This is a genomic window from Aeribacillus sp. FSL K6-3256 (assembly GCF_037965805.1).
Lineage (GTDB): Bacteria > Bacillota > Bacilli > Bacillales > Aeribacillaceae > Aeribacillus > Aeribacillus composti.
On record NZ_CP150188.1, the window covers coordinates 1,769,534 to 1,788,852 of the forward strand.

Below are 19,319 nucleotides of genomic sequence, written 5' to 3' on the forward strand. Positions count from 1 at the left end.
TTGTACTATGGGATGATTGACTGTTCACATACAGAGGATGCATGTTCAAATTTAGTTCTTTCGTATTACCTCAAGAAATCAATCACACTCAATTTAGGAACATGTTCGTTTCTTAAAATCAGCAGAGACAAGGAGAAAGCTGGCAATTTTGAAAATTAACAAAAATAAAAAACGAAATATTTTAAAATCTGTTACAATATAGGTAAAAAGGGGTGGATTTGTGGAAGCTTGGCAATTTGATAAAAAAAGGTATATATGGTTGTCCTTATTAGTGCTGGTGCTTTGTTCCAATTTTCTAATATATAGGTCGCCTTTGTCGATTATGGTATTGCCTGAGGAGATGGGATGGGTCATCCTTGGCACTTTAATGGACTTGGCAATCGTTGTTCCGCTTTTAATGGCAGTAATATATAAAAAGAATTTTTCAGTTAAACGTTTTATTATTTGGATGGCAGGAGGATTAATTTTAGCTAGGTTTATCATTCCAGCAAAATACTTTGAGCCATTTGCAGCAATATCTTATATAGGTATTGCCATTGAAGGATTGTTAGTATTGTCAGAATTAGCTTTGCTATTCATGTTTTTGCGCTATTTGCCTGCAATTATTCGACAGGTCCGCATGAGTGATGACAGCTTGTTGTTTTCTTTTCCGACTGCTGTTGAAGAAAAAGTTCGCAAACATCCTATTGTACACATCGTAGCATCAGAATTCCTTATGTTTTACTATGCCTTTATGTCGTGGAAGAAACGACCGCCGAAAGGTGAAAAATACTTTACATTGCATAAAAATTCCAGCATAGTGGCATTTCAAATTATGATCATTCACGCAATTATTATTGAAACGATCGGAATTCATTGGTGGCTGCATGATCAGTCCAAGCTGTTGTCCATTTTGCTGCTTATTTTGAATATTTATTCAATTATCTTTTTTCTCGGCGACTTACAGGCAGTACGCTTAAATCCATTGAAAATGACAGATAATTACTTGTACTTATCTCTTGGATTAGCAAAAAAAATGGTATTGTCGTTAGATGACATAGAGTCAATTACCATTGATCAAAAACAATTAGAGAAAAAAAATAGATAAGAAAACAACTATTGAATTTATTGCTAGAGATTTCGAAACGGTACATCCGAATATGATTTTAGAATTAAAGAATCCTTGCCGTGCCACACTTTTCTTAGGATTTCAAAAAACATATTCGAAAGTGGCTTTACGTTTGGATCATCCTGATACGTTTTATAAGATGCTGAAAGAAAAAGCTTCTCAGGCAAAATAACAAAAGGCCAAATTAATTAAGAGAATAGTATTAATTTTCAAAATAATAATAACGAACGTGAGCAGCTGTGGTGCTCTAGCTAAGTTGTCTGTCGTAAGAATAGTGTTTTTTATGGCATAAATCGCTATTTTTTGTTGCAGCCGTTCGTTGTTAAAGTGCTACAAACGCTGATTGGCCAACAATGGATCATCAATTGCAACAAGTTGAAGTTGTTCAGGGGAGCCAATTGTGACGGATTAAAAAAAATGCCACATAGTTAACGGCAAAATTATTTATTTCCGCCGCTCACTAACACTTTTTCCTGACCCTGTTGCCCACGCAATCTGTGATAGGGAACTTCCGGCAAGATACTTTATGTTAACTTGAGAGGGGGATATATATCATACATACCTATTGAGCAGAATAATTTCTTGATCGCAAGGGGAAAAATACCTTTGGGATAACAAACCGCTAGTAACATCTAATTTAGTTAGACCCGCCATGGCCTTTATTTGAAACCGAAGACAGCTTACGAACAAATATATTTAGGAGGTATGATGATGAAAGCACTAATATTCCGTGGACCAGGCAAGCTTGAGTGGGGAGAGAAGGACAAGCCTACGATTCAGGAACCAACAGATGCCATCGTAAGAATCACCAAAACGACAATCTGTGGAACAGATTTACATATTTTGGGCGGAGATGTACCGGCTGTAACTGACGGACGGACATTGGGACACGAAGGTGTTGGTATAGTAGAAGAAATCGGCTCAAGTGTCAACAATTTCAAACCTGGAGACAGAGTGCTGATTTCTTGTGTGACTTCTTGTGGAAGCTGCGATTATTGTAAAAAAGCGATGTACGCACACTGTGAAAAAGGCGGTTGGATTTTAGGGCATTTGATTGACGGTACCCAAGCAGAGTATGTTCGGATTCCATATGCGGATACAAGCATGTATCATATCCCTGAGGGAGTCGATGAAGAAGCGCTTGTTATGTTGAGTGACATTTTTCCGACAAGTCTCGAAATCGGGGTAATCAACGGCGAAGTTCAACCAGGGGATGTAATCGCAATTGTCGGGGCCGGACCGGTCGGAATGGCAGCACTGTTGACAGCACAGCTTTATTCACCAGCGGAAATCATCATGATCGACCTTGACGATAATCGTCTGGAGCTGTCCAAAAAGTTCGGTGCCACTAAGACAGTGAACAGCTCAAAGACAAATGCGGTTGAGCAAGTGCTTGAACTAACGGACGGAAAAGGTGTTGACGTAGCGATTGAAGCGGTCGGATTCCCGGTGACCTTCGACATCTGCCAGCAAATCCTAAAGCCGGGCGGACGGTTGGCCAACGTTGGTGTTCATGGTAAGCCTGTCGAATTGCACTTAGAACAATTGTGGATTCGCAATGTCAAAATCACAACTGGACTAGTTAGCACGAGTACGACACCGATGCTGCTAAAGACGGTGCAGTCAGGAAAAATTAAACCGGAACAGTTAGTCACTCATCGTTTTTCGCTGGACCAGATTTTGCAGGCATACGAAGTATTTCGCAATGCGGCTAAAGAAAAAGCGATGAAAGTCATTTTATCCAATGATTAACCTTTAAAAAACTTGATGTAAGTGAAGCATTGTTCTTAAAAAGTAAACCATTTTATTGTAACCCCGTCCTAAACTTAGAACGGGGTTATGTGTGTTGGATGGATGCTTAAATTTATTAGAAAAAGAAAGCTTCATTATTGGATTGCGAGAAACACCATTATGGAGCGGAAAAAGATTAACCTATCTGTTCGTTTTTCATATAAACTGTAAAATGTAAGAAAGCAAAAACGTGCTAGCAGCTGTATGTTTACAAGACTCTTATAAATTCAGCGTATTTTATTCGAAAACTAAGTCAACGATTCGGCGGGGGAGAGAAGCTATTTCACGGAGTTCGTTCACTTTGGAAAGGCTTTTTTCAACTTCTGCTTCTTTTTTTATAGCATTGCCGTCATTTTAAGTTATGAGTGTTTGTGTCTGCGCGCTTTGCGAATCTTCATGGAACATAGAATAAATCATAATAGTCTAGAGTCTGATATTGATTTCAAGATTATCATCTGTTTGGGAGGCTCGTTTTTACTATTGGTTTTAAACACTCAAGACTTTTCAGTCCCGAATGCTTTCACTTGATTAATGCAAAGATTAGGTTAATAATTGAGGTGCAAAACTTGCATTTCATTATTTTCTGTTTATTCTGTCATTCATAAGCTTTTTGATTCAATTGAAGGGGGAATGTTATGAAAATCGCTGTTGCTGGAGCTGGCGCGGTCGGCGGCTATTTTGGAGCTTTATTAAAGAAAGCCGGACATGATGTTGTTTTCCTTGCAAGGGGCAAGCATTTAGAGGCAATGAAAAAATCAGGTTTAGTGGTTAAAACGAATGATCAACTCCTCACAATAGACGGTGTTTTTACAGATAAAATAGAGGATTTTGCTGATTGTGAGCTGATACTGTTTTGTGTGAAATCAACCGACACGGAAAGTACAGCAGAACAGATTGCCTCTTTGCAGAATGATCGCGCAGTTGTTTTGACGCTGCAAAATGGAGTCGACAATGAAGAAAAGCTCGCTCAAATTTTAGGTGGAAAAAGGCTCTTGTCAGCTGCAACCTATCTGTCGTCACATGTGGAAGAGCCTGGGGTCATAAAGCATAGCGGAAGAGCAAAACTAGTGATCGGTGCTCTGGATGAATCACTCATTTCGTTCCGCGATAAAGTGGCAGATCTTTTTCGTCAAGCTGAAATTTTTGTAAAAACAACAGATGATATCATGCTGGATAAGTGGAAAAAGCTGTTGTGGAATGCAACCTTCAATCCGCTTGCTGCTTTATCCAAAGCGACTGTCGGTGAAATTATGGAGCATAAAGAATTGAGGAAAACAGCTGAAAATGCTTGCCGAGAAGTGATGCGAGTAGCCAATAAAATCGGGATTCCATTAGATGAAGAAATGTTTCATCGCACTTTTGCCAATTCAGGAGCAGCTCTGAAGCATAAGCCGTCCATGCTGCAAGATCGATTGAAAGGAAAAAGGATGGAAATCGAATCATTGTGCGGGTTTATCGTGAAAAAGGGGCGGCAGATTGGTGTTGAAACGCCTGTTCTTCAAACGTTGTACAGCAATTTGCTTTTTCTTGAAACACATCGATGATCCGATGGACAATTCCTATACACATGAAGGATTCAATTCCATTCATACATAAATATCGATCGATTGATAAAAACAGAAAAATAAGACATAAAAGAAAGGACGATTTAGCATGAAAACCATTCCAGATACAGAAATTTATGTAAGATATTGCGAAACGGATGCGTCAGGCCATGTTAACAATACAAGCTATTATTTGTATATGGAGGAAGCTCGGACTAAATTTTTAAAACACATGTCAAAACAAGTAGGGAACCAAGACTGGAAATTTATTTTAGCATCCACAAAATGTGATTACCTTGCTCAAGCGTATGCCCATGAAACATTAACGGTAACTTCAAAAATTACGCGGATTGGAACGAAAAGCTTTTCGATGGAGCATGAAATAAAAAATGCAGAAACGGGGAAATTGATCGCAAAAGGGGAAGGAGTTATCGTTCATTACAATTTTAAGTTGCAGCGTTCTGAGCCTTTAACTCCTGAAATGCGTTCGATCCTTGAACAATACTTAGTAGCTGTTTAATGAGCAAGGCAATTTTGTAAGCCTTATCAGTTGAATTAATATCATTCTGATTAAATAACTAAAGAAAAAGGATTTTCCGAATGTATCCACCGGAAAATCCTTAAAATTTGTTATTCAAACGCATCACGCACAACTTTTTTGACCGGGTCGACTGCATACCAGCCCCATGTAGAAGTATGTCCCTCTTTTGTCTCCGGATCACTGATCACGATTTCATAAACGTGAATAATATATTCGCCTTTTTCATTATCATGATCATATTCAACGTAAACGTTAGAAGTATTTTCAATTTTTAAATACTCCCGAACTAGCTGTTCAGCTTCAGTATGGCTTATAGGACGGCTTTTCTTTGATTCCTCAGCCTTTTTTTGCTCTTCCTTTCTCTTTTTTGCTTCTTCTTCAGCTTTTTGCCGCTCTTCTTGAAGTTTTTTCTCCTGCTCCTGCAAGTATTGATTTTTCGCCGCAGCCGCTTGATTCATTAATTGTTCTGCATTTTTGGTAACGCTGACGATCTTCTCGTTATTTGATGTTGTTTCCGCAATTTTCTTAAATATGGCGAATGCTTCGTCAAACTTGTTTTCTTCCAACAATGCTTTCCCTGACTCAAGTTCAGATTCCATTTCTTTTAAAGCAGCGCTCGTTTTTTCCGCCTCTTCGATTATTTTTTCAGCTTTCGGTTTGAGAATATCAAGAATCTTGGAGGTTTCATTTGAATTTTTGATTTTTTCTGCCAATGATATGGCGGTTTCAAATTCTCCTTTATCAAGGGCAGCAACGCTGTCTTTAATTTGTTTTGACAAATCCAGCGCCAATTGAGCTTCTTCAGTGTTTTTTTCATGAAGAGCTTTGTTAAAAAACGAGATGGCGTCGCTGTATTGTTCTTTTTTTAGCGCTTCAATACCAGATTCCATGTTGGATTTATATTCTTTTGATGTACATCCGAACAGAAACATCATGGCAAAAATCAAAATGTAGAAAAATAAGTTCCGCTGTTTCAAGTTTTTACCGCCTTTTCTAATATTATTGATTTCATGTAAATTATATCCCTCAAAATACGGCTCTTACAAGAAAAAATTTTATTCAAAACGTTACTAAGAAGTGTAATAGGCAAAGCGTTTAAAAGGAATGATATAAAAAGATTGAAATTCAGAAAGGAGAGATGAACGTGTCAAATGACTTTTATTCAGCAGTCAAACATCGACGCACTTATTACGGAATCAGTAAAGAATCAACTGTTTCTGATGAGCGTATTCAAGAAGTGATCAGCCACGCAGTTCTATATACACCATCCGCTTTTAATTCCCAAAGCGCCCGAGTCGTTCTTTTGCTTGGCGAGCATCATAACAAATTGTGGGATATAACGAAAGAAACGTTGCGAAAAATTGTTCCAGCGGATCAATTTGCTTCAACAGATGAAAAAATAAATTCATTCCGAAATGGATACGGTACTGTATTGTTCTTTGAAGATGACCGCGTTGTTCAAGGGTTGCAGGAACAATTCCCATTATATGCGGACAATTTCCCGATTTGGTCACAACAGTCTTCTGGAATGCTGCAATTTGTGATTTGGACTTCGTTGGAAATTGAAGGATTGGGCGCCTCGCTGCAGCACTATAATCCGCTCATCGATGATGAAGTGAAGAAAGAATGGAATATACCAAATGAATGGAAACTAATTGCTCAAATGCCGTTCGGAAAACCGACAGCTGAGCCCGGTGATAAAGAAATAAAACCAATAGAAGAGCGATTGAAAATATTTAAATAAGATGCTTTTGTTTTCAAATTGTTGTCACCCCTTTTCAAAAAGTAAAGCTGAAAAGGGGTTTTGCATTTGAAGCAATTCAAATCGAAAGAGAAAAAACGGCTGTTCTTTTTTTATATTGGAAGGAGTGATATTTTTTCTTTGACACTTATGATGTAAAAATTTTTTCAAACGTTTCCTACTTATTATCAAAAAAGAAAATAAAGGTGAGCGAAACAATTGCTTTTTTCTTCATCTTCCTTCACTATGGTAATGTACGCTAATATAAATATTAAGACAACAATTGCTTCATTTATGGAAAACGCTCTTCAAGTTTCATCCCCATCAAGTGTATATTCTTCCTATTTACAAAGAAAAAATATTACAATAACATGTATTAAGCAGTCTATTTGTATCGCTAAATAATATAGAAAAATTGTTAGAAAGAAGGATTTATATGGGAGAAGAACGAGACCTGGCACAGGAAACCTTCAATAAAGTGCCGCTCATGATTGTGTTAATGTCCGGTGCTTTTGTTGCCATTTTAAACCAAACGTTGCTTGGAACTGCTTTGCCGCATTTAATGATGGATTTCAAAGTTGATGCCAATACAGTTCAATGGCTGCAATCGATTTTTATGCTTGTTAATGGGATTATGATACCGATCACCGCGTTTTTGATTGGTCGTTTTACGACAAGAGGACTGTTTCTTACAGCCATCGGAATTTTTGCTGTTGGAACTGCAATTTGTGCAATTGCTCCTAATTTTTCTGTTTTAATGGCAGGGAGAGTGGCGCAGGCTGCTGGTGCCGGAATTATCATGCCGCTGATGCAGACAATCTTGTTTTTAATTTTTCCCGTTGAAAAAAGAGGAACGGCAATGGGGATGTTTGGACTCGTTATTGCATTTGCGCCGGCAATTGGTCCGACTTTATCCGGTTACCTTGTAGAGCATTTTGCATGGAGAAGCTTGTTTTATGTGCTCTTACCTATTGTAGTCATTGATCTTATCTTAGCTTTTTTCATCCTGAAAAACGTTACGCGGCAAACTTACCCAAAAATCGATATTTTATCCATCATCCTTTCAACGTTAGGCTTCGGCGGTTTATTGTATGGATTCAGCGCAGCTGGAAGCAGCGGCTGGGGGAGCGGTCAAGTTATTTTATCGCTCTTCATCGGTTTGATCACTCTTACTTGGTTTATAATTAGACAACTGCAATTGGATGAGCCGATCCTGGAATTCAAAGTATTTAAAAGCAAGACATTTTCGATCACAACTGTTTTAGGCATGATTGTGTTTCTGTCTATGATTGGCGGAGCAGTTATTTTGCCGATGTTTATGCAAAATATGCTGGGATTTTCAGCATTTGAGTCCGGACTGGTGCTCTTGCCAGGCGCACTTGTCCAAGGGGTGGCCAACCCGATAACAGGCAGATTATTTGATAAATTCGGTGCCAAATGGCTGGCGATTATTGGATTTTTTACCTTAACGATCACGACGTTTATGCTGTCACACCTCACCTTACATACAACGTTTACATATTTAGCGGCAGTAAATGCTTTCAGGATGGTCGGTGTTGCGATGGTCATGATGCCGGTGACAACCGCTGGTTTAAATCAACTGCCTACATATTTAATTTCACACGGAACTGCGATGAACAACACAATGCGGCAAGTAGCTGGTGCAGTTGGAACAGCTTTGCTTGTGACAGTCATGACAAATACAGCGTTGCCTGAAAAAGGTATTGAAGGAATGATACATGGAGTAAATATATCTTTTGTAGTGGCAGGTATATTCTCTGCGATCGCTCTCATCTTATCGTTTTTTATGAAAAATTCGCAAGCAGCAAAAGACGAAAGTCTAAAGGAAAAAGAAAACAAGCAAATTGTGAGCGAAAGCTAATTTTTTTCTTGGCAATAGCTAAAAAATAAAGCAGAAGCAGGGTAAGCCCTGCTGCTTTATCGTTTTATGTCTGCTGATTGTTTATTTGATTGCCAGCCGGTTGATAATGATTGATGATCGCTTGAGCAGTATTTTGCTGAAAGACCGGCACTTGATAATAACCTTTTTGGTTCATATATTGCCAAACTTCATAAGCTTGCTCTGCGCAATTTTTCGCCCCTTGGAGCACGACATTTCTTAATTCCGGATCTGAGCATTCCAATGCAGCATGCATTCTTAATGCTGCTGACGCTTTTAAACATCCTAACATTCCTGACGCAACATCATGGTCGTTCATCTCGTTTATTGAGCTGTTGGGAGCTTCCGGTGTTCCGCCTGAGGCGCCAAAGGAAGGGCTTGCATTTTTCAATGGGCGGTAAGTGCTGAAATTTTGCTGACTGCTCTTGTTTCTTACTATTTGAACGATTGAATTGTATTCATTTGTCATAAAAATGATTTGATTTTGCAAAATGTTTTGCAGCTCTGGATCTTTGCAATGGGGCTGATAAAGTTGAAATTGGTTAATTCCATCAATTGTGTTTGTTAAAACTTCATGTACTTCCATTAATTCATGAGCACCTAATTGATTCATACCTTCAATCCCTCCTAAGTAATTTTTTAACAGTTAGTATTATGTTTGAAATTTTTCATTTTATACAAAAAACCCCTCAGTCTGCGATACTGAGGGAAAACTTTTAAGAAATTATTTTTACACGCTCTTTTCCAGAAAAGCTTTTACATACTAACATCTGACTAAATCTATTAGAATAATTTGTACGTGCTTGTATCGTTCCTTGTTCATCCATTGTGAGGATCCATCCTGCAGGCAATTCTCCTTCAAAATATTCAATGAAAGATTGAAGCTTTTCAGTCGATTCAGGGATCGTTACATACCCTTCCGTTAGTTGATACCATAAATCTCTGACAGAACGAAGGGCTTCTTTTAGTTTATATTCTTTTTCCAGTTGTTTGACACTTCGATAGATCATTTGATATTCACTCCCTAATAAAAACTTATAACATTGAAGAGTGAATCACTATGAAAAAATTTTTCCAGTTGAAGGTAAAAAAGCCAGACAATTTGCATCTATAGCCTAGTTGTGCGTGTATCTATTTGCCATCTTCTTGTCATTTGTTGTATGCCCAGCCGATGCTTCGAATCCAGCTATTTTTGCATAGATGTCACTGTCCATTTTGTACTGAAGCTTTCTTTTTAATTTTCTAAACCTCTTCAATCTTTTGGGCTGCCATCAACCGAGCGGAAATTGACTTTCAGGCAAAGCAAGCTTTTTGGCCATTATGCAGTGATTTTCTTGTAAACAGGAAATCTTTACAGCGATCAGGACGATTTTGATAAAATAGGTAAGAGAAAAATAAGAAGTTTCTTTATTATTTTAAAAAAAGAAAGGAATTGGGATGAGGATATGAAATGTTTTTCAATTGATTTAGATGGCACACTATTAAATTCGCAGCATGAAATTTCACATGAAAATTTATCAGTTTTACATGAATTGAAAAAGCAAGGACATGAAGTCATTTTAAATACGGGACGTGCATTTCCGGACGTCATCAAGATTAAAGCGGTTGAAGAGCTCCAAGTGCCGATTTTTTGTGTTAATGGGGCTGTATTATATTCCGATAAAAGAGAGCTGATGTATGAAGCAACAATAGATGAAAAAACGTTTAAAGAAATTTTTGCAGCAGTAAAAGCTCTGGATGTCGGAATTCTCGTTTACACCAATCAGGGTGGCTTTCCATCCACTTTACCGCCTTTGCATAAGCTGAGCTGGAATGAGATCGAAGAGATGTTTCGCCAATTTGATTATGACTCTATTTTCAAGCTGGAAAATGTAAAAATCTATAAGCTGATTGGATTAGTGAATCATGATGAAACGGAAAAAATCGATCGAGTGAAGGAAGCATTAAGCGAAAGAAGCGACCTATCCATTGCCTCATCATTTCCTAATAATATTGAAATTACCTCCAGCGAAGCGCATAAAGGAAAAGCGATTTTACGCTATCAAAAAATGAAGCAGCTGACATTTGAAGAAATTTATGCGTTTGGCGACGGAGGCAACGACATTGCCCAATTCGAGATCGCGACCACATCGGTTGCAATGGGAAATGCTCCAAAGGAAGTGAAAGAAAAGGCCGATTTTGTCACGAAAACGAACGATGAGAACGGCTTTGCCTATGCGGTAAAAGAACTGTTGAAGGTTGTATCAGTTTAAGCAATGCTTCATGCTGCCCGAAAGAATTTATGTAAAGCAGGAAGCCGCTTATTTTACTTATTTATATAAAATATAGAAAACGATTTTTTTCATTTTTGGCTTAAGTCAATATATTGTTGCAGCGGGGATGGAGACTCACAAAAAAGGATTCTAAATTTAGTGAAAGCTTATCAAGATATGTCAGATATTTATTCCTTGTTTTAGCAAATGTAGTGGAATCTGCCTTCTATTTGGACTTGTATTAGAGAAAAGTCCGCATTGGAAAACTAGCTTAATAGTTTTCCTTGCTGGAAGGCAAATTTTTTTGAAAAAATATTATCGAATTTTGCAAAAAAATAATGAACGTTTTGGACATATTGCTAAATAATTTGTTACTATATGTTATCATAGAACTGTTAACTAATGATGGGGGAGTGATACATGTGGCGATGCCAAAATATATAACAAACATCGACAAAATTGAACAAATCCCAAAAGAGGAACGGGAAAAGCTGAAGCCGATCACAGAAAAATATGTGTTTCGGGTCAATGATTATTATTTAAGCCTGATCGACTGGAATGATCCAAACGACCCTATCAGAAAATTAGTTATTCCAAATGAAGGAGAAATGCGAGAGTATGGGAGGTGGGACGCATCAGATGAAGATACAAACTATGTCGTTCCTGGCTGCCAGCATAAGTACAAAACAACAGCATTGCTGCTAGTTTCTGAGGTTTGCGGAGCATATTGCCGCTATTGCTTTCGAAAAAGATTATTTAGAAGTGATGTAAAAGAAGCGATGGCAGACGTACAGCCTGGTATTGACTATATTCGCAAAACTCCTGAAATCAACAATGTTCTTCTAACTGGAGGGGATCCTTTAATCCTTGCTACGAAAAAATTGCGCATGATCATTGAAAGCTTACGAGAAATCGAGCATGTAAAAATTATCCGCATCGGCTCCAAAATGCCTGTCTTTAACCCTATGAGAATTTATGAAGATGAATCTTTACTCCAACTCATTAGAGAGTTTTCCTCTCCTGAAAAACGAATCTACATTATGGCTCACGTCAACCATCCGAGAGAAATTACGAAAGAAGCAAAAAAAGCTTTTGAAGCGCTCCATGACGCCGGAGCAATAGTGGTCAACCAAACTCCAGTATTAAAAGGAATTAATGACGATCCTGTTGTTTTAGGCGAATTATTAGATAAGTTATCATGGGCGGGAGTAACACCTTATTATTTCTTTGTGAATCGACCTGTTGCTGGCAACAGTGACTTTGTATTAACATTGAAAGAAGTTTACGATATCGTTGAACAAGCAAAAGCAAGAACATCAGGACTAGGCAAGCGCGTCCGCCTGTCAATGAGCCATACCTCTGGGAAAATCGAGATTTTAGCTATCGAAAACGGAAAAGCGTATTTGAAATATCACCAATCTAGAGATGGCAATTATGGACAATTTATGGTGCTTGATTGCCCTGATGATGCAACATGGTTTGATGATCTGCCTGGCAACGAAAAGTATTGGAAAAAACCGAAAAAGAAAACAGACCAAGTTGTTTCAGTCAATGAATTGCCAGATCATCCTCAAAAAATAGCAAAATAAAAAAATGGACAAGGCTGTCGCTTGTGACAGCCTTTAAAAAAAATCGTTATAAACGAAGCAAAATTATACAGGGGTTAAATAGACGAAAAGAAACAGGGAAGCAGATGAGAATTTTGTTCGAGGTTGATTTTGCCGTTTGCGTATGGAGAAGTCTAACAAAGAGGCCAAGCTCAAGTTTCAGTTTTTTGCGATTTGAAAAAGTTCTCTTTCTTAATAAAAGGGAAAAAGACACTAAAACTGCAAAGAAATGAATGGATGAGTTTGGTGGTTAGAGCTACGAAAAAATCGCCAGTAAGCTAACAGAGTAATATCGAAAAAATACAAGAAAACTCCACACCTTCATCCAAATTCAATACTAAATGAAAAAATCTCCCCAGAAAATATTTTTTGATGATCCACAAAATTCCGCAAATGCCGTTATCTTTTTCTTTTCATCTTTTGCACGTTGTCTCCCTCACTGCATTAAGCTTTGAGAAAATATGCATTTTGTTAAGAAATATTCATTCCCAAGTGTGCATGTCCGTCAGCAAAAGCGAATATGATAGAAAACGATATATGACATTTATCATATTTTGAATATGACATATATGACTACACAGATCGATTTCCCTCATTTATGATTAGAAATATCAAATAAAGAAGGGAATCGAAACATGATGAAACAAATGCAAAAAAAATTAAGAAAGCAAATGGCTCCTTATGAAAAACCTAACACGATGAATAGTGTTTGGCAGTTGGTCAATACGACTGTGCCGTTTTTTCTGTTATGGTTTTTAGCTTATCAAAGCTTATCCATTTCTTATGTTCTTACTTTCGCTATTTGCATGATCGCAGCTGGATTTTTAGTTCGACTTTTCATCATTTTCCATGATTGCTGTCACTATTCCTTTTTTAAAAACCGCCTTGCCAATAAAATTTTTGGAACAATAGCTGGTATTTTAACGTTGTTTCCGTACAGCAAATGGCAGCACAACCATTCAGTCCACCACGCAACCAGCTCAAATTTAGATAAGCGCGGAACAGGGGATATATGGGTTTTGACAGTTGATGAATATTTGTCAGCACCGCCTTTAACTAAATTCGCCTACAGGATGTATCGAAATCCGTTCGTGATGTTTGGGCTAGGACCGATTTACGTTTTCCTTATTAAAAATCGGTTTAACAGAAAAAATGCGAGGTTAAAGGAACGCATCAACACATATATAACAAACATATCAATCGTTGCCTTAGTTGGGCTGCTTGGTTGGACGATCGGATGGGAGCCGTTTCTTATCATTCAAGGCACAATCTTTTTCATTTCAGGCTCTTTAGGCATTTGGCTTTTTTACGTACAGCACACATTTGAAGATTCTTATTTTGAAGAAGATGAAAACTGGGAGTATGTGAAAGCAGCTGTTGAAGGGAGTTCATACTATAAGCTTCCAAAACCGCTGCAATGGCTTACTGGAAATATCGGTTTTCACCACGTCCATCATTTGAGCCCAAGGATACCTAATTATAAGCTGGAAGAGGCACACAATCAAACGTATCTTTTACAGAATGTACCAACCATCACTCTAGCGACAAGCTTAAAATCTCTCCAATTCCGCTTATGGGATGAGCAAGCGAAAAAGTTTGTCGGGTTTAAAGACTTATCGAAAAAGAAGGAAAAAAAGTCGAAAGTCCATATTGAATCTGAATTGTAAAATCTTTAGAAAATTGGGCAAAGTTTTCAAGACGCAGTGTACCTTTTTATGATAAGATAACATGTAAAACAAATTTTTAGAGGATTTGACCATGCAAAAAAAGTATATGATCTTAGAGAAATTCTCGGGAATTACTCCTTATATATGGAGCGTTTTTAGCATATTGCCGTTTTATTTTATTTTTCAATCTTCCTCCACTAAGGAAATCATTGCAGGGATCGTGCTGACACTTATATTTTTCTTTGTATATCGTTTAGCTTTTATTTCAAAGAAGTGGCCTGTCTACTTGTGGACATCAATTTTAATTGGGATTTCTATCACGATGACGATCCTTTTCCAATTTATCTATTTTGCTTTTTATATTGCTTACTATAACGGTCATATCAAAAACCGCATTGCTTTTTTAATATTGTACATCATTCACTTAGCTGCAACGACCATCTCGATCAACTATAACGTGGTTCTACAGGAAAAGTTATTCTTAAAGCAATTGCCATTTGTCATCATCATTTGGATTAGCGTCATCCTTCTTCCATTCAACATTTATAATCGAAAAAAGCAAGGGCAGCTCGAAGAACAGCTCCAAGATGCCAACAAAAGAATTTCCGAGCTCGTGAAACAGGAGGAGCGCCAGCGAATTGCCCGCGATCTTCATGATGCGTTAGGCCAGAAGCTGTCCCTTATCGGTCTAAAAAGCGATTTGGCTAGAAAATTAATTTACAAAGACCCTGAACAAGCCCGCAGCGAATTAAAAGACGTTCAGCAAACGGCCAGAACTGCATTGAATGAAGTAAGGAAAATAGTTTCACAAATGCGCGGGGTTCGATTGAAAGAGGAAATCATACATATAAAACAACTACTCCAAGCTGCTGAAATCAAGTTGGTAAGTAATGAAGAAGAATTCACACTATCAAACGTATCCCCGTTTATTGAGAACATTTTAAGTATGTGTTTGAAGGAAGCAGTAACAAATGTCGTAAAACATAGTAAGGCGTTTACTTGCCGGATTGCCATTCAGCAATCTTGGAACGAAATATGTATTACGGTGCAAGACGACGGAATCGGCATGGAGGAGGAACGGGATCTTGCGAAAGGAAACGGACTGATCGGAATTAAAGAACGTCTGGAGTTTGTGAACGGCAGTCTGGAAATTTGCTCGGAAAAAGGGACTACATTAATCATGAAAATACCTAATGTAGTAAAACAGACCGTTAAGGAGGGACTCAAATCATGATTCGAATCGTCATAGCTGAAGACCAGCGTATGATGCTGGGCGCTTTAGGGACTTTGCTTAATTTGGAAGAGGATATGGAAGTGGTGGGGAAGGCGAGCAACGGAGAAGAAGCTGTTTCACTTGTGAAGCAATATCAGCCTGATGTTTGCATCATGGATATCGAAATGCCCAAAAAAAGTGGCCTCGAGGCAGCTGAAGAGCTGAAAGACCTGGAATGTAAAGTGATCATTTTAACAACGTTTGCCCGTACTGGTTATTTCCAACGGGCTTTAAAAGCTCGTGTCAGCGGCTATTTATTGAAAGACAGCCCCAGCGAGGAGCTGGCAAGTTCGATCCGCAGCATCATGGCAGGCCGGCGAATCTATGCACCCGAGCTGATGGATGATGTTTACAGTGAAGAAAATCCTCTCACGGAAAGGGAGAAGGAAATATTAGAACTCGTTGCCGATGGAAAAAACACAAAAAAAATCGCGGACGAACTGAAACTAAAAACCGGAACGGTCCGAAACTATATTTCAACGATTTTGGATAAGCTTGAGGTAACGAACCGGATCGAAGCGATTAAACAATCTAAAGAAAGGGGATGGTTTAAATAGACATAAGAAAAATTGTTTTTTCGCAACTAAATCAAAACATGATAAGAGACGTAACCGAAATCTTGCAGGCGAACAAAATGAACAGTTATTAATACCTTTCCCAAAAACACGTTAAGTTCCTCAATATATTTCGTGGAACGATGAGATTCAGGTTCCGCCTGCCAATAAATTCACGTATCATATTTATTCTGGTTAAGCCGATAACGGCACCCTGTTTGTTTGAATTTATATTTTTCTAGAGAAAATGATTATTATATGATTCTCGTTATACCATTTATGAGTTTTCAAGCATCGCGAGCCAAACAATCGCTTTGTGAGAGCCTGAGTGCGTCATGCTTCTCGGTATACGAATTATAGAAAGAATTGTTTTTCATAGATAAGTTTATTTCTTAAGTTCTGATATGCGCTTACTTTTTTTTACTGAACATAATCAAACATTGTACTAGTAAAGCCGCCAAAACTAGACAACTGGCAGCAAACGGAAGGGAGGAAGGCGCCAATCCTGCAAGCAATACAATCCCTCCAAGAGAAGAACCTACTGCACTTCCTAAATAATTAGCGGAACTGTTTAAAGCTACAACAGCAGCGTCATGCTCAGGCTGGTAACGAAGCCGTTCATGTTGTTGCGGGGCTTGCGAAGCCCAGCCCATCGCCCCCCATAGAACAAAAGGTAAAAAGGATCGCATCGGGAAAGAGAGTGCAAATGGTATGCAGATCATAGCTAAAGCCATTATGGCTATAATTCCGGCCATAAGCATTTTCGGTTGCCGTCCGGTCAATGAAATATCCAACGGAAAAGCTCCCGATAACGCCCCCAATGCCCCGTGCCCACCAATAAGATGCAAACGTGAGGGTGCTTTTAAGTTATCCAAAATGGTTGAAATATAAGTATAGAGTCCCAAGCTGGAAATGCTTGTTAAAAAAGTTACGCTGATGATTGCAGCAACTCGTCCGTTCGCCATCATGGCAAAACGATGCTGCATCGATGGCGGTGGAAACGAGATAATCCCTATCATAGCGACAAAACCTAATTCTCCTATTTATAAAAAGGGATAAGCTTTAATTCTATTACGAATATGTAAAATCGGTGTCTTCTTCATTGATCGTTTCAATTTTCCGACCTTCCTAATCTCGTTCGAATCATACGTTTATTTTAAGCAAACATCTTCAGTCCCTTTATCGTTTATAGAACAATACGGCGAACTGGAGGAAGTAATTGCATCTAAAATAAAAAGCGTTGACTTTTAGAGCAATGTTTTGTAATATTGAGACCATAAATACCCATACATGTATGTGTAAAACGATTAGTTTAAACCAAATTTACAACATTCGATAGGAGGAAGAAGGGAATATGACTGTAAAAACAATCACGGCAAAAGAAATTGCAAACAAAATCATCCGCGGGGAAGACTTGTTTATAGTCGATGTACGCAATCAAGAGGAGTATGCTGATTGGAGAATTGAAGGAAAGAACGTACAAGTTGTAAATATTCCTTATTTTGAAGTTCTTGACGGTGTGGATCCATTTCTTGAGCAATTGCCTAAAGAGAAAGAAAACGAAATTTATGTGGTCTGTGCCAAAGGAGGATCATCGCTATTTGTTGCCGAACAGCTTGAACAAGCAGGTTTTTCACATGTTTATTCCATTGAAGGCGGTATGAAAGCGTGGAGCGAGCATTTACAACCGGTCAAAATCGCTGAGCTGAAAAACGGCGGTGCGATTTATCAATTTGTCCGTCTCGGGAAAGGCTGCCTGTCCTATTTGATCGAATCAAACGGAGAAGGTGCGCTTATTGATACAAATCGCATGACGGATGTATACGTTGAGTTTGCGAAGGAACGCGAGATTTCTATTAAATATGTCATTGATACCCATTTGCACGCAGACCATATTTCCGGCGGCCGCAAGTTAGCTGAACAATTGGGAGCGACGTACTATTTGCCTCTAAAAGATGCGACAGAAGTGACCTTTTCCTATGCACCGATTCAAGATGAGGACCGCATTCAGGTCGGTCATGCAGTGATCGAAGCTGTTTACTCACCGGGACATACAATTGGCAGCACTTCGTTTATTATAGATGACCAATATTTACTAACGGGAGATGTTTTATTTATCGATTCGATCGGTCGTCCGGATTTGGCTGGAAAAGCGCAGGATTGGGTGGGGGATTTGCGCAAGACATTATATGAGCGCTATAAACAATTAGCAGATGACCTGTTGGTTTTGCCTGCACATTTTATGGTACCGGGTGAAATGAATGACGATGGTAGTGTTGGTACTACATTAGGTATGTTGTACGCAAAAAATCATGGTCTCAATATCGCGAGCGAAGAAGAGTTTCGAAAAACGGTGACGGAAAACTTGCCTCCGCAACCGAATGCTTATCAGGAAATTCGGCAAACAAATATGGGAAAGCTTCATCCAAATGAAGAGCAGCAACGCGAGATGGAAATCGGTCCAAACCGTTGCGCAGTCCGGTAATGATTAAAAAAGGGAGACTTGAGTCATTCATGCCGAGTCTCCTTTTTCTCCCTCCGCAAATATTTTTTAAATTAAGTAAAGGGAAAGCTATATTGATAACTAACAAGTAAAGACAATGCCTCTGTTCCAAAAATTTGTTTAGAAAAATAAATCGGTTGATTATATACTTATACATGTATATAATTGTTCATAAATAAAAACAATGAATGAGGTGGAAAGAAGAATTGGAAGGAATACTGCTTTTGGCTTTATTTATTTTGTTATCAATATCTGTCTATCGGCGGTATTATCCAGTAAGAGGAGTTCCGTGTGTTGACTACCGCGATGAAAGTATAAATTCTTTAACGATTCTAGATCTTCGTGATTACAACGAAAAAACAAATCATTATCCCATTGCGAATTCCTTTCACATACCGTTTGCTTATTTAAAACGGCATGTTTATGAAATTCCTGATAAACCAATCCATGTGATTGCAAGTGATGAAGTAGGAAAAAATTTAGGCATTCGCTTTTTGCGCAGCCGCGGTTTTAAAGTGAAGAGCTATTCAATGGCCGATTGTCCTTGCAAAGAAAGGAGAAATGCCAAATGGAATACAGCAAAGAAATCAAAAACCGCCTAAAACGAATTGAAGGACAAGTAAAAGGGATTATTGGTATGATGGAACAAGAAAAGGACTGCAAAAGCGTGATTTCTCAACTTTCTGCTGCACGAAACGCTATTGATCGCACTATTGCCGTTATTGTAAGTTCCAATTTAGAGCAATGTATCCGTGAAAGCTTAGAAAATGGAGAAAAAACGGAACACCTTGTAAAAGAAGCTGTAGAGCTGTTGGTAAAAAGTCGTTAAAAATTTGTC

General features: G+C 38.4%; 18 protein-coding genes. 14 read left to right on the forward strand and 4 right to left on the reverse strand.

What is annotated here, in order from left to right:
• Positions 1 to 220 precede the first annotated feature (220 nt).
• From NSQ84_RS08490 to NSQ84_RS08505, 4 genes are all read left to right on the forward strand, one after another.
• Entirely contained in the window at positions 221 to 1,087 is an 867-nt protein-coding gene (locus NSQ84_RS08490) for a beta-carotene 15,15'-monooxygenase (protein WP_339212625.1), read from the forward strand.
• A gap of 732 nt (positions 1,088 to 1,819) precedes the next feature.
• Complete coding sequence (locus NSQ84_RS08495; RefSeq protein ID WP_339212628.1) at positions 1,820 to 2,860, forward strand: zinc-dependent alcohol dehydrogenase family protein; 1,041 nt, start codon at positions 1,820 to 1,822, stop codon at positions 2,858 to 2,860.
• 674 nt (positions 2,861 to 3,534) lie between these two features.
• A complete protein-coding gene (locus NSQ84_RS08500) occupies positions 3,535 to 4,443 on the forward strand; it encodes a 2-dehydropantoate 2-reductase (RefSeq protein ID WP_063389532.1) in 909 nt (302 codons plus the stop codon).
• A gap of 109 nt (positions 4,444 to 4,552) precedes the next feature.
• Positions 4,553 to 4,963, forward strand: a complete 411-nt coding sequence (locus tag NSQ84_RS08505) for a thioesterase family protein (RefSeq protein ID WP_327873311.1) — start codon at positions 4,553 to 4,555, stop codon at positions 4,961 to 4,963.
• Between the two features lie 110 nt (positions 4,964 to 5,073).
• Here the strand turns inward: NSQ84_RS08505 and NSQ84_RS08510 are convergent, their stop codons facing one another.
• Positions 5,074 to 5,961 (reverse strand): hypothetical protein, encoded by an 888-nt coding sequence (locus NSQ84_RS08510; RefSeq protein WP_327873310.1) that lies wholly within the window; start codon positions 5,959 to 5,961, stop codon positions 5,074 to 5,076.
• Positions 5,962 to 6,128: 167 nt separating this feature from the next.
• Between NSQ84_RS08510 and NSQ84_RS08515 the strand changes: the two genes are divergently transcribed.
• Entirely contained in the window at positions 6,129 to 6,728 is a 600-nt protein-coding gene (locus NSQ84_RS08515; protein ID WP_094245736.1) for a nitroreductase family protein, read from the forward strand.
• Positions 6,729 to 7,161: 433 nt separating this feature from the next.
• Positions 7,162 to 8,607 (forward strand): DHA2 family efflux MFS transporter permease subunit, encoded by a 1,446-nt coding sequence (locus NSQ84_RS08520; protein WP_066246702.1) that lies wholly within the window; start codon positions 7,162 to 7,164, stop codon positions 8,605 to 8,607.
• Between the two features lie 64 nt (positions 8,608 to 8,671).
• On the opposite strand, the gene NSQ84_RS08525 is transcribed toward NSQ84_RS08520, so the two are convergent.
• Complete coding sequence (locus tag NSQ84_RS08525) at positions 8,672 to 9,238, reverse strand: spore coat protein (protein WP_339212632.1); 567 nt, start codon at positions 9,236 to 9,238, stop codon at positions 8,672 to 8,674.
• A gap of 103 nt (positions 9,239 to 9,341) precedes the next feature.
• Entirely contained in the window at positions 9,342 to 9,635 is a 294-nt protein-coding gene (locus NSQ84_RS08530) for a hypothetical protein (protein WP_066246704.1), read from the reverse strand.
• Between the two features lie 435 nt (positions 9,636 to 10,070).
• Here NSQ84_RS08530 and NSQ84_RS08535 point away from each other — a divergent pair, with 435 nt between their 5' ends.
• The 5 genes from NSQ84_RS08535 to NSQ84_RS08555 all read left to right on the forward strand — a co-directional run bounded on the left by NSQ84_RS08535 (position 10,071) and on the right by NSQ84_RS08555 (position 15,981).
• Positions 10,071 to 10,877, forward strand: coding sequence for an HAD family hydrolase (locus NSQ84_RS08535; RefSeq protein WP_339212635.1), 807 nt, complete (start codon positions 10,071 to 10,073; stop codon positions 10,875 to 10,877).
• 422 nt (positions 10,878 to 11,299) lie between these two features.
• Positions 11,300 to 12,466, forward strand: a complete 1,167-nt coding sequence (locus NSQ84_RS08540; protein WP_063389524.1) for a KamA family radical SAM protein — start codon at positions 11,300 to 11,302, stop codon at positions 12,464 to 12,466.
• A 653-nt stretch (positions 12,467 to 13,119) separates the two neighbouring features.
• Positions 13,120 to 14,151, forward strand: a complete 1,032-nt coding sequence (locus NSQ84_RS08545; protein ID WP_063389523.1) for a fatty acid desaturase — start codon at positions 13,120 to 13,122, stop codon at positions 14,149 to 14,151.
• Positions 14,152 to 14,242: 91 nt separating this feature from the next.
• On the forward strand, positions 14,243 to 15,385 hold the full coding sequence (locus NSQ84_RS08550; protein WP_063389522.1) for a sensor histidine kinase: 1,143 nt from the start codon (positions 14,243 to 14,245) through the stop codon (positions 15,383 to 15,385).
• On the forward strand, positions 15,382 to 15,981 hold the full coding sequence (locus NSQ84_RS08555) for a response regulator transcription factor (protein ID WP_063389521.1): 600 nt from the start codon (positions 15,382 to 15,384) through the stop codon (positions 15,979 to 15,981). The genes NSQ84_RS08550 and NSQ84_RS08555 overlap by 4 nt, the downstream gene beginning before the upstream one ends.
• Positions 15,982 to 16,388: 407 nt before the next feature.
• Here NSQ84_RS08555 and NSQ84_RS08560 read toward each other — a convergent pair whose 3' ends face one another.
• Positions 16,389 to 16,997, reverse strand: a complete 609-nt coding sequence (locus NSQ84_RS08560; RefSeq protein ID WP_339212639.1) for a hypothetical protein — start codon at positions 16,995 to 16,997, stop codon at positions 16,389 to 16,391.
• Between the two features lie 335 nt (positions 16,998 to 17,332).
• Between NSQ84_RS08560 and NSQ84_RS08565 the strand changes: the two genes are divergently transcribed.
• The 3 genes from NSQ84_RS08565 (at position 17,333) to NSQ84_RS08575 (ending at position 19,310) form a co-directional block, all read left to right on the forward strand.
• Positions 17,333 to 18,463, forward strand: a complete 1,131-nt coding sequence (locus NSQ84_RS08565) for an MBL fold metallo-hydrolase (protein WP_339212641.1) — start codon at positions 17,333 to 17,335, stop codon at positions 18,461 to 18,463.
• Between the two features lie 224 nt (positions 18,464 to 18,687).
• A complete protein-coding gene (locus NSQ84_RS08570; protein ID WP_240326745.1) occupies positions 18,688 to 19,083 on the forward strand; it encodes a sulfurtransferase in 396 nt (131 codons plus the stop codon).
• Positions 19,050 to 19,310 carry a metal-sensitive transcriptional regulator gene (locus NSQ84_RS08575; RefSeq protein ID WP_063389517.1) on the forward strand — a complete coding sequence of 87 codons (261 nt, stop codon included), beginning with the start codon at positions 19,050 to 19,052 and terminating at the stop codon, positions 19,308 to 19,310. The genes NSQ84_RS08570 and NSQ84_RS08575 overlap by 34 nt, the downstream gene beginning before the upstream one ends.
• Positions 19,311 to 19,319: the final 9 nt, after the last annotated feature.

What these genes read in the sequence shown, in the direction of transcription:
- NSQ84_RS08495 (WP_339212628.1), top strand. Translation starts at nt 1,820, where the DNA reads ATGAAAGCACTAATATTCCGTGGACCAGGCAAGCTTGAGTGGGGAGAG.
- NSQ84_RS08500 (WP_063389532.1), top strand. Translation starts at nt 3,535, where the DNA reads ATGAAAATCGCTGTTGCTGGAGCTGGCGCGGTCGGCGGCTATTTTGGA.
- NSQ84_RS08505 (WP_327873311.1), top strand. Translation starts at nt 4,553, where the DNA reads ATGAAAACCATTCCAGATACAGAAATTTATGTAAGATATTGCGAAACG.
- NSQ84_RS08520 (WP_066246702.1), top strand. Translation starts at nt 7,162, where the DNA reads ATGGGAGAAGAACGAGACCTGGCACAGGAAACCTTCAATAAAGTGCCG.
- NSQ84_RS08525 (WP_339212632.1), bottom strand. Translation starts at nt 9,238, where the DNA reads ATGAATCAATTAGGTGCTCATGAATTAATGGAAGTACATGAAGTTTTA.
- NSQ84_RS08530 (WP_066246704.1), bottom strand. Translation starts at nt 9,635, where the DNA reads ATGATCTATCGAAGTGTCAAACAACTGGAAAAAGAATATAAACTAAAA.
- NSQ84_RS08535 (WP_339212635.1), top strand. Translation starts at nt 10,071, where the DNA reads ATGAAATGTTTTTCAATTGATTTAGATGGCACACTATTAAATTCGCAG.
- NSQ84_RS08545 (WP_063389523.1), top strand. Translation starts at nt 13,120, where the DNA reads ATGATGAAACAAATGCAAAAAAAATTAAGAAAGCAAATGGCTCCTTAT.
- NSQ84_RS08550 (WP_063389522.1), top strand. Translation starts at nt 14,243, where the DNA reads ATGCAAAAAAAGTATATGATCTTAGAGAAATTCTCGGGAATTACTCCT.
- NSQ84_RS08555 (WP_063389521.1), top strand. Translation starts at nt 15,382, where the DNA reads ATGATTCGAATCGTCATAGCTGAAGACCAGCGTATGATGCTGGGCGCT.
- NSQ84_RS08560 (WP_339212639.1), bottom strand. Translation starts at nt 16,997, where the DNA reads ATGATAGGGATTATCTCGTTTCCACCGCCATCGATGCAGCATCGTTTT.
- NSQ84_RS08565 (WP_339212641.1), top strand. Translation starts at nt 17,333, where the DNA reads ATGACTGTAAAAACAATCACGGCAAAAGAAATTGCAAACAAAATCATC.
- NSQ84_RS08575 (WP_063389517.1), top strand. Translation starts at nt 19,050, where the DNA reads ATGGAATACAGCAAAGAAATCAAAAACCGCCTAAAACGAATTGAAGGA.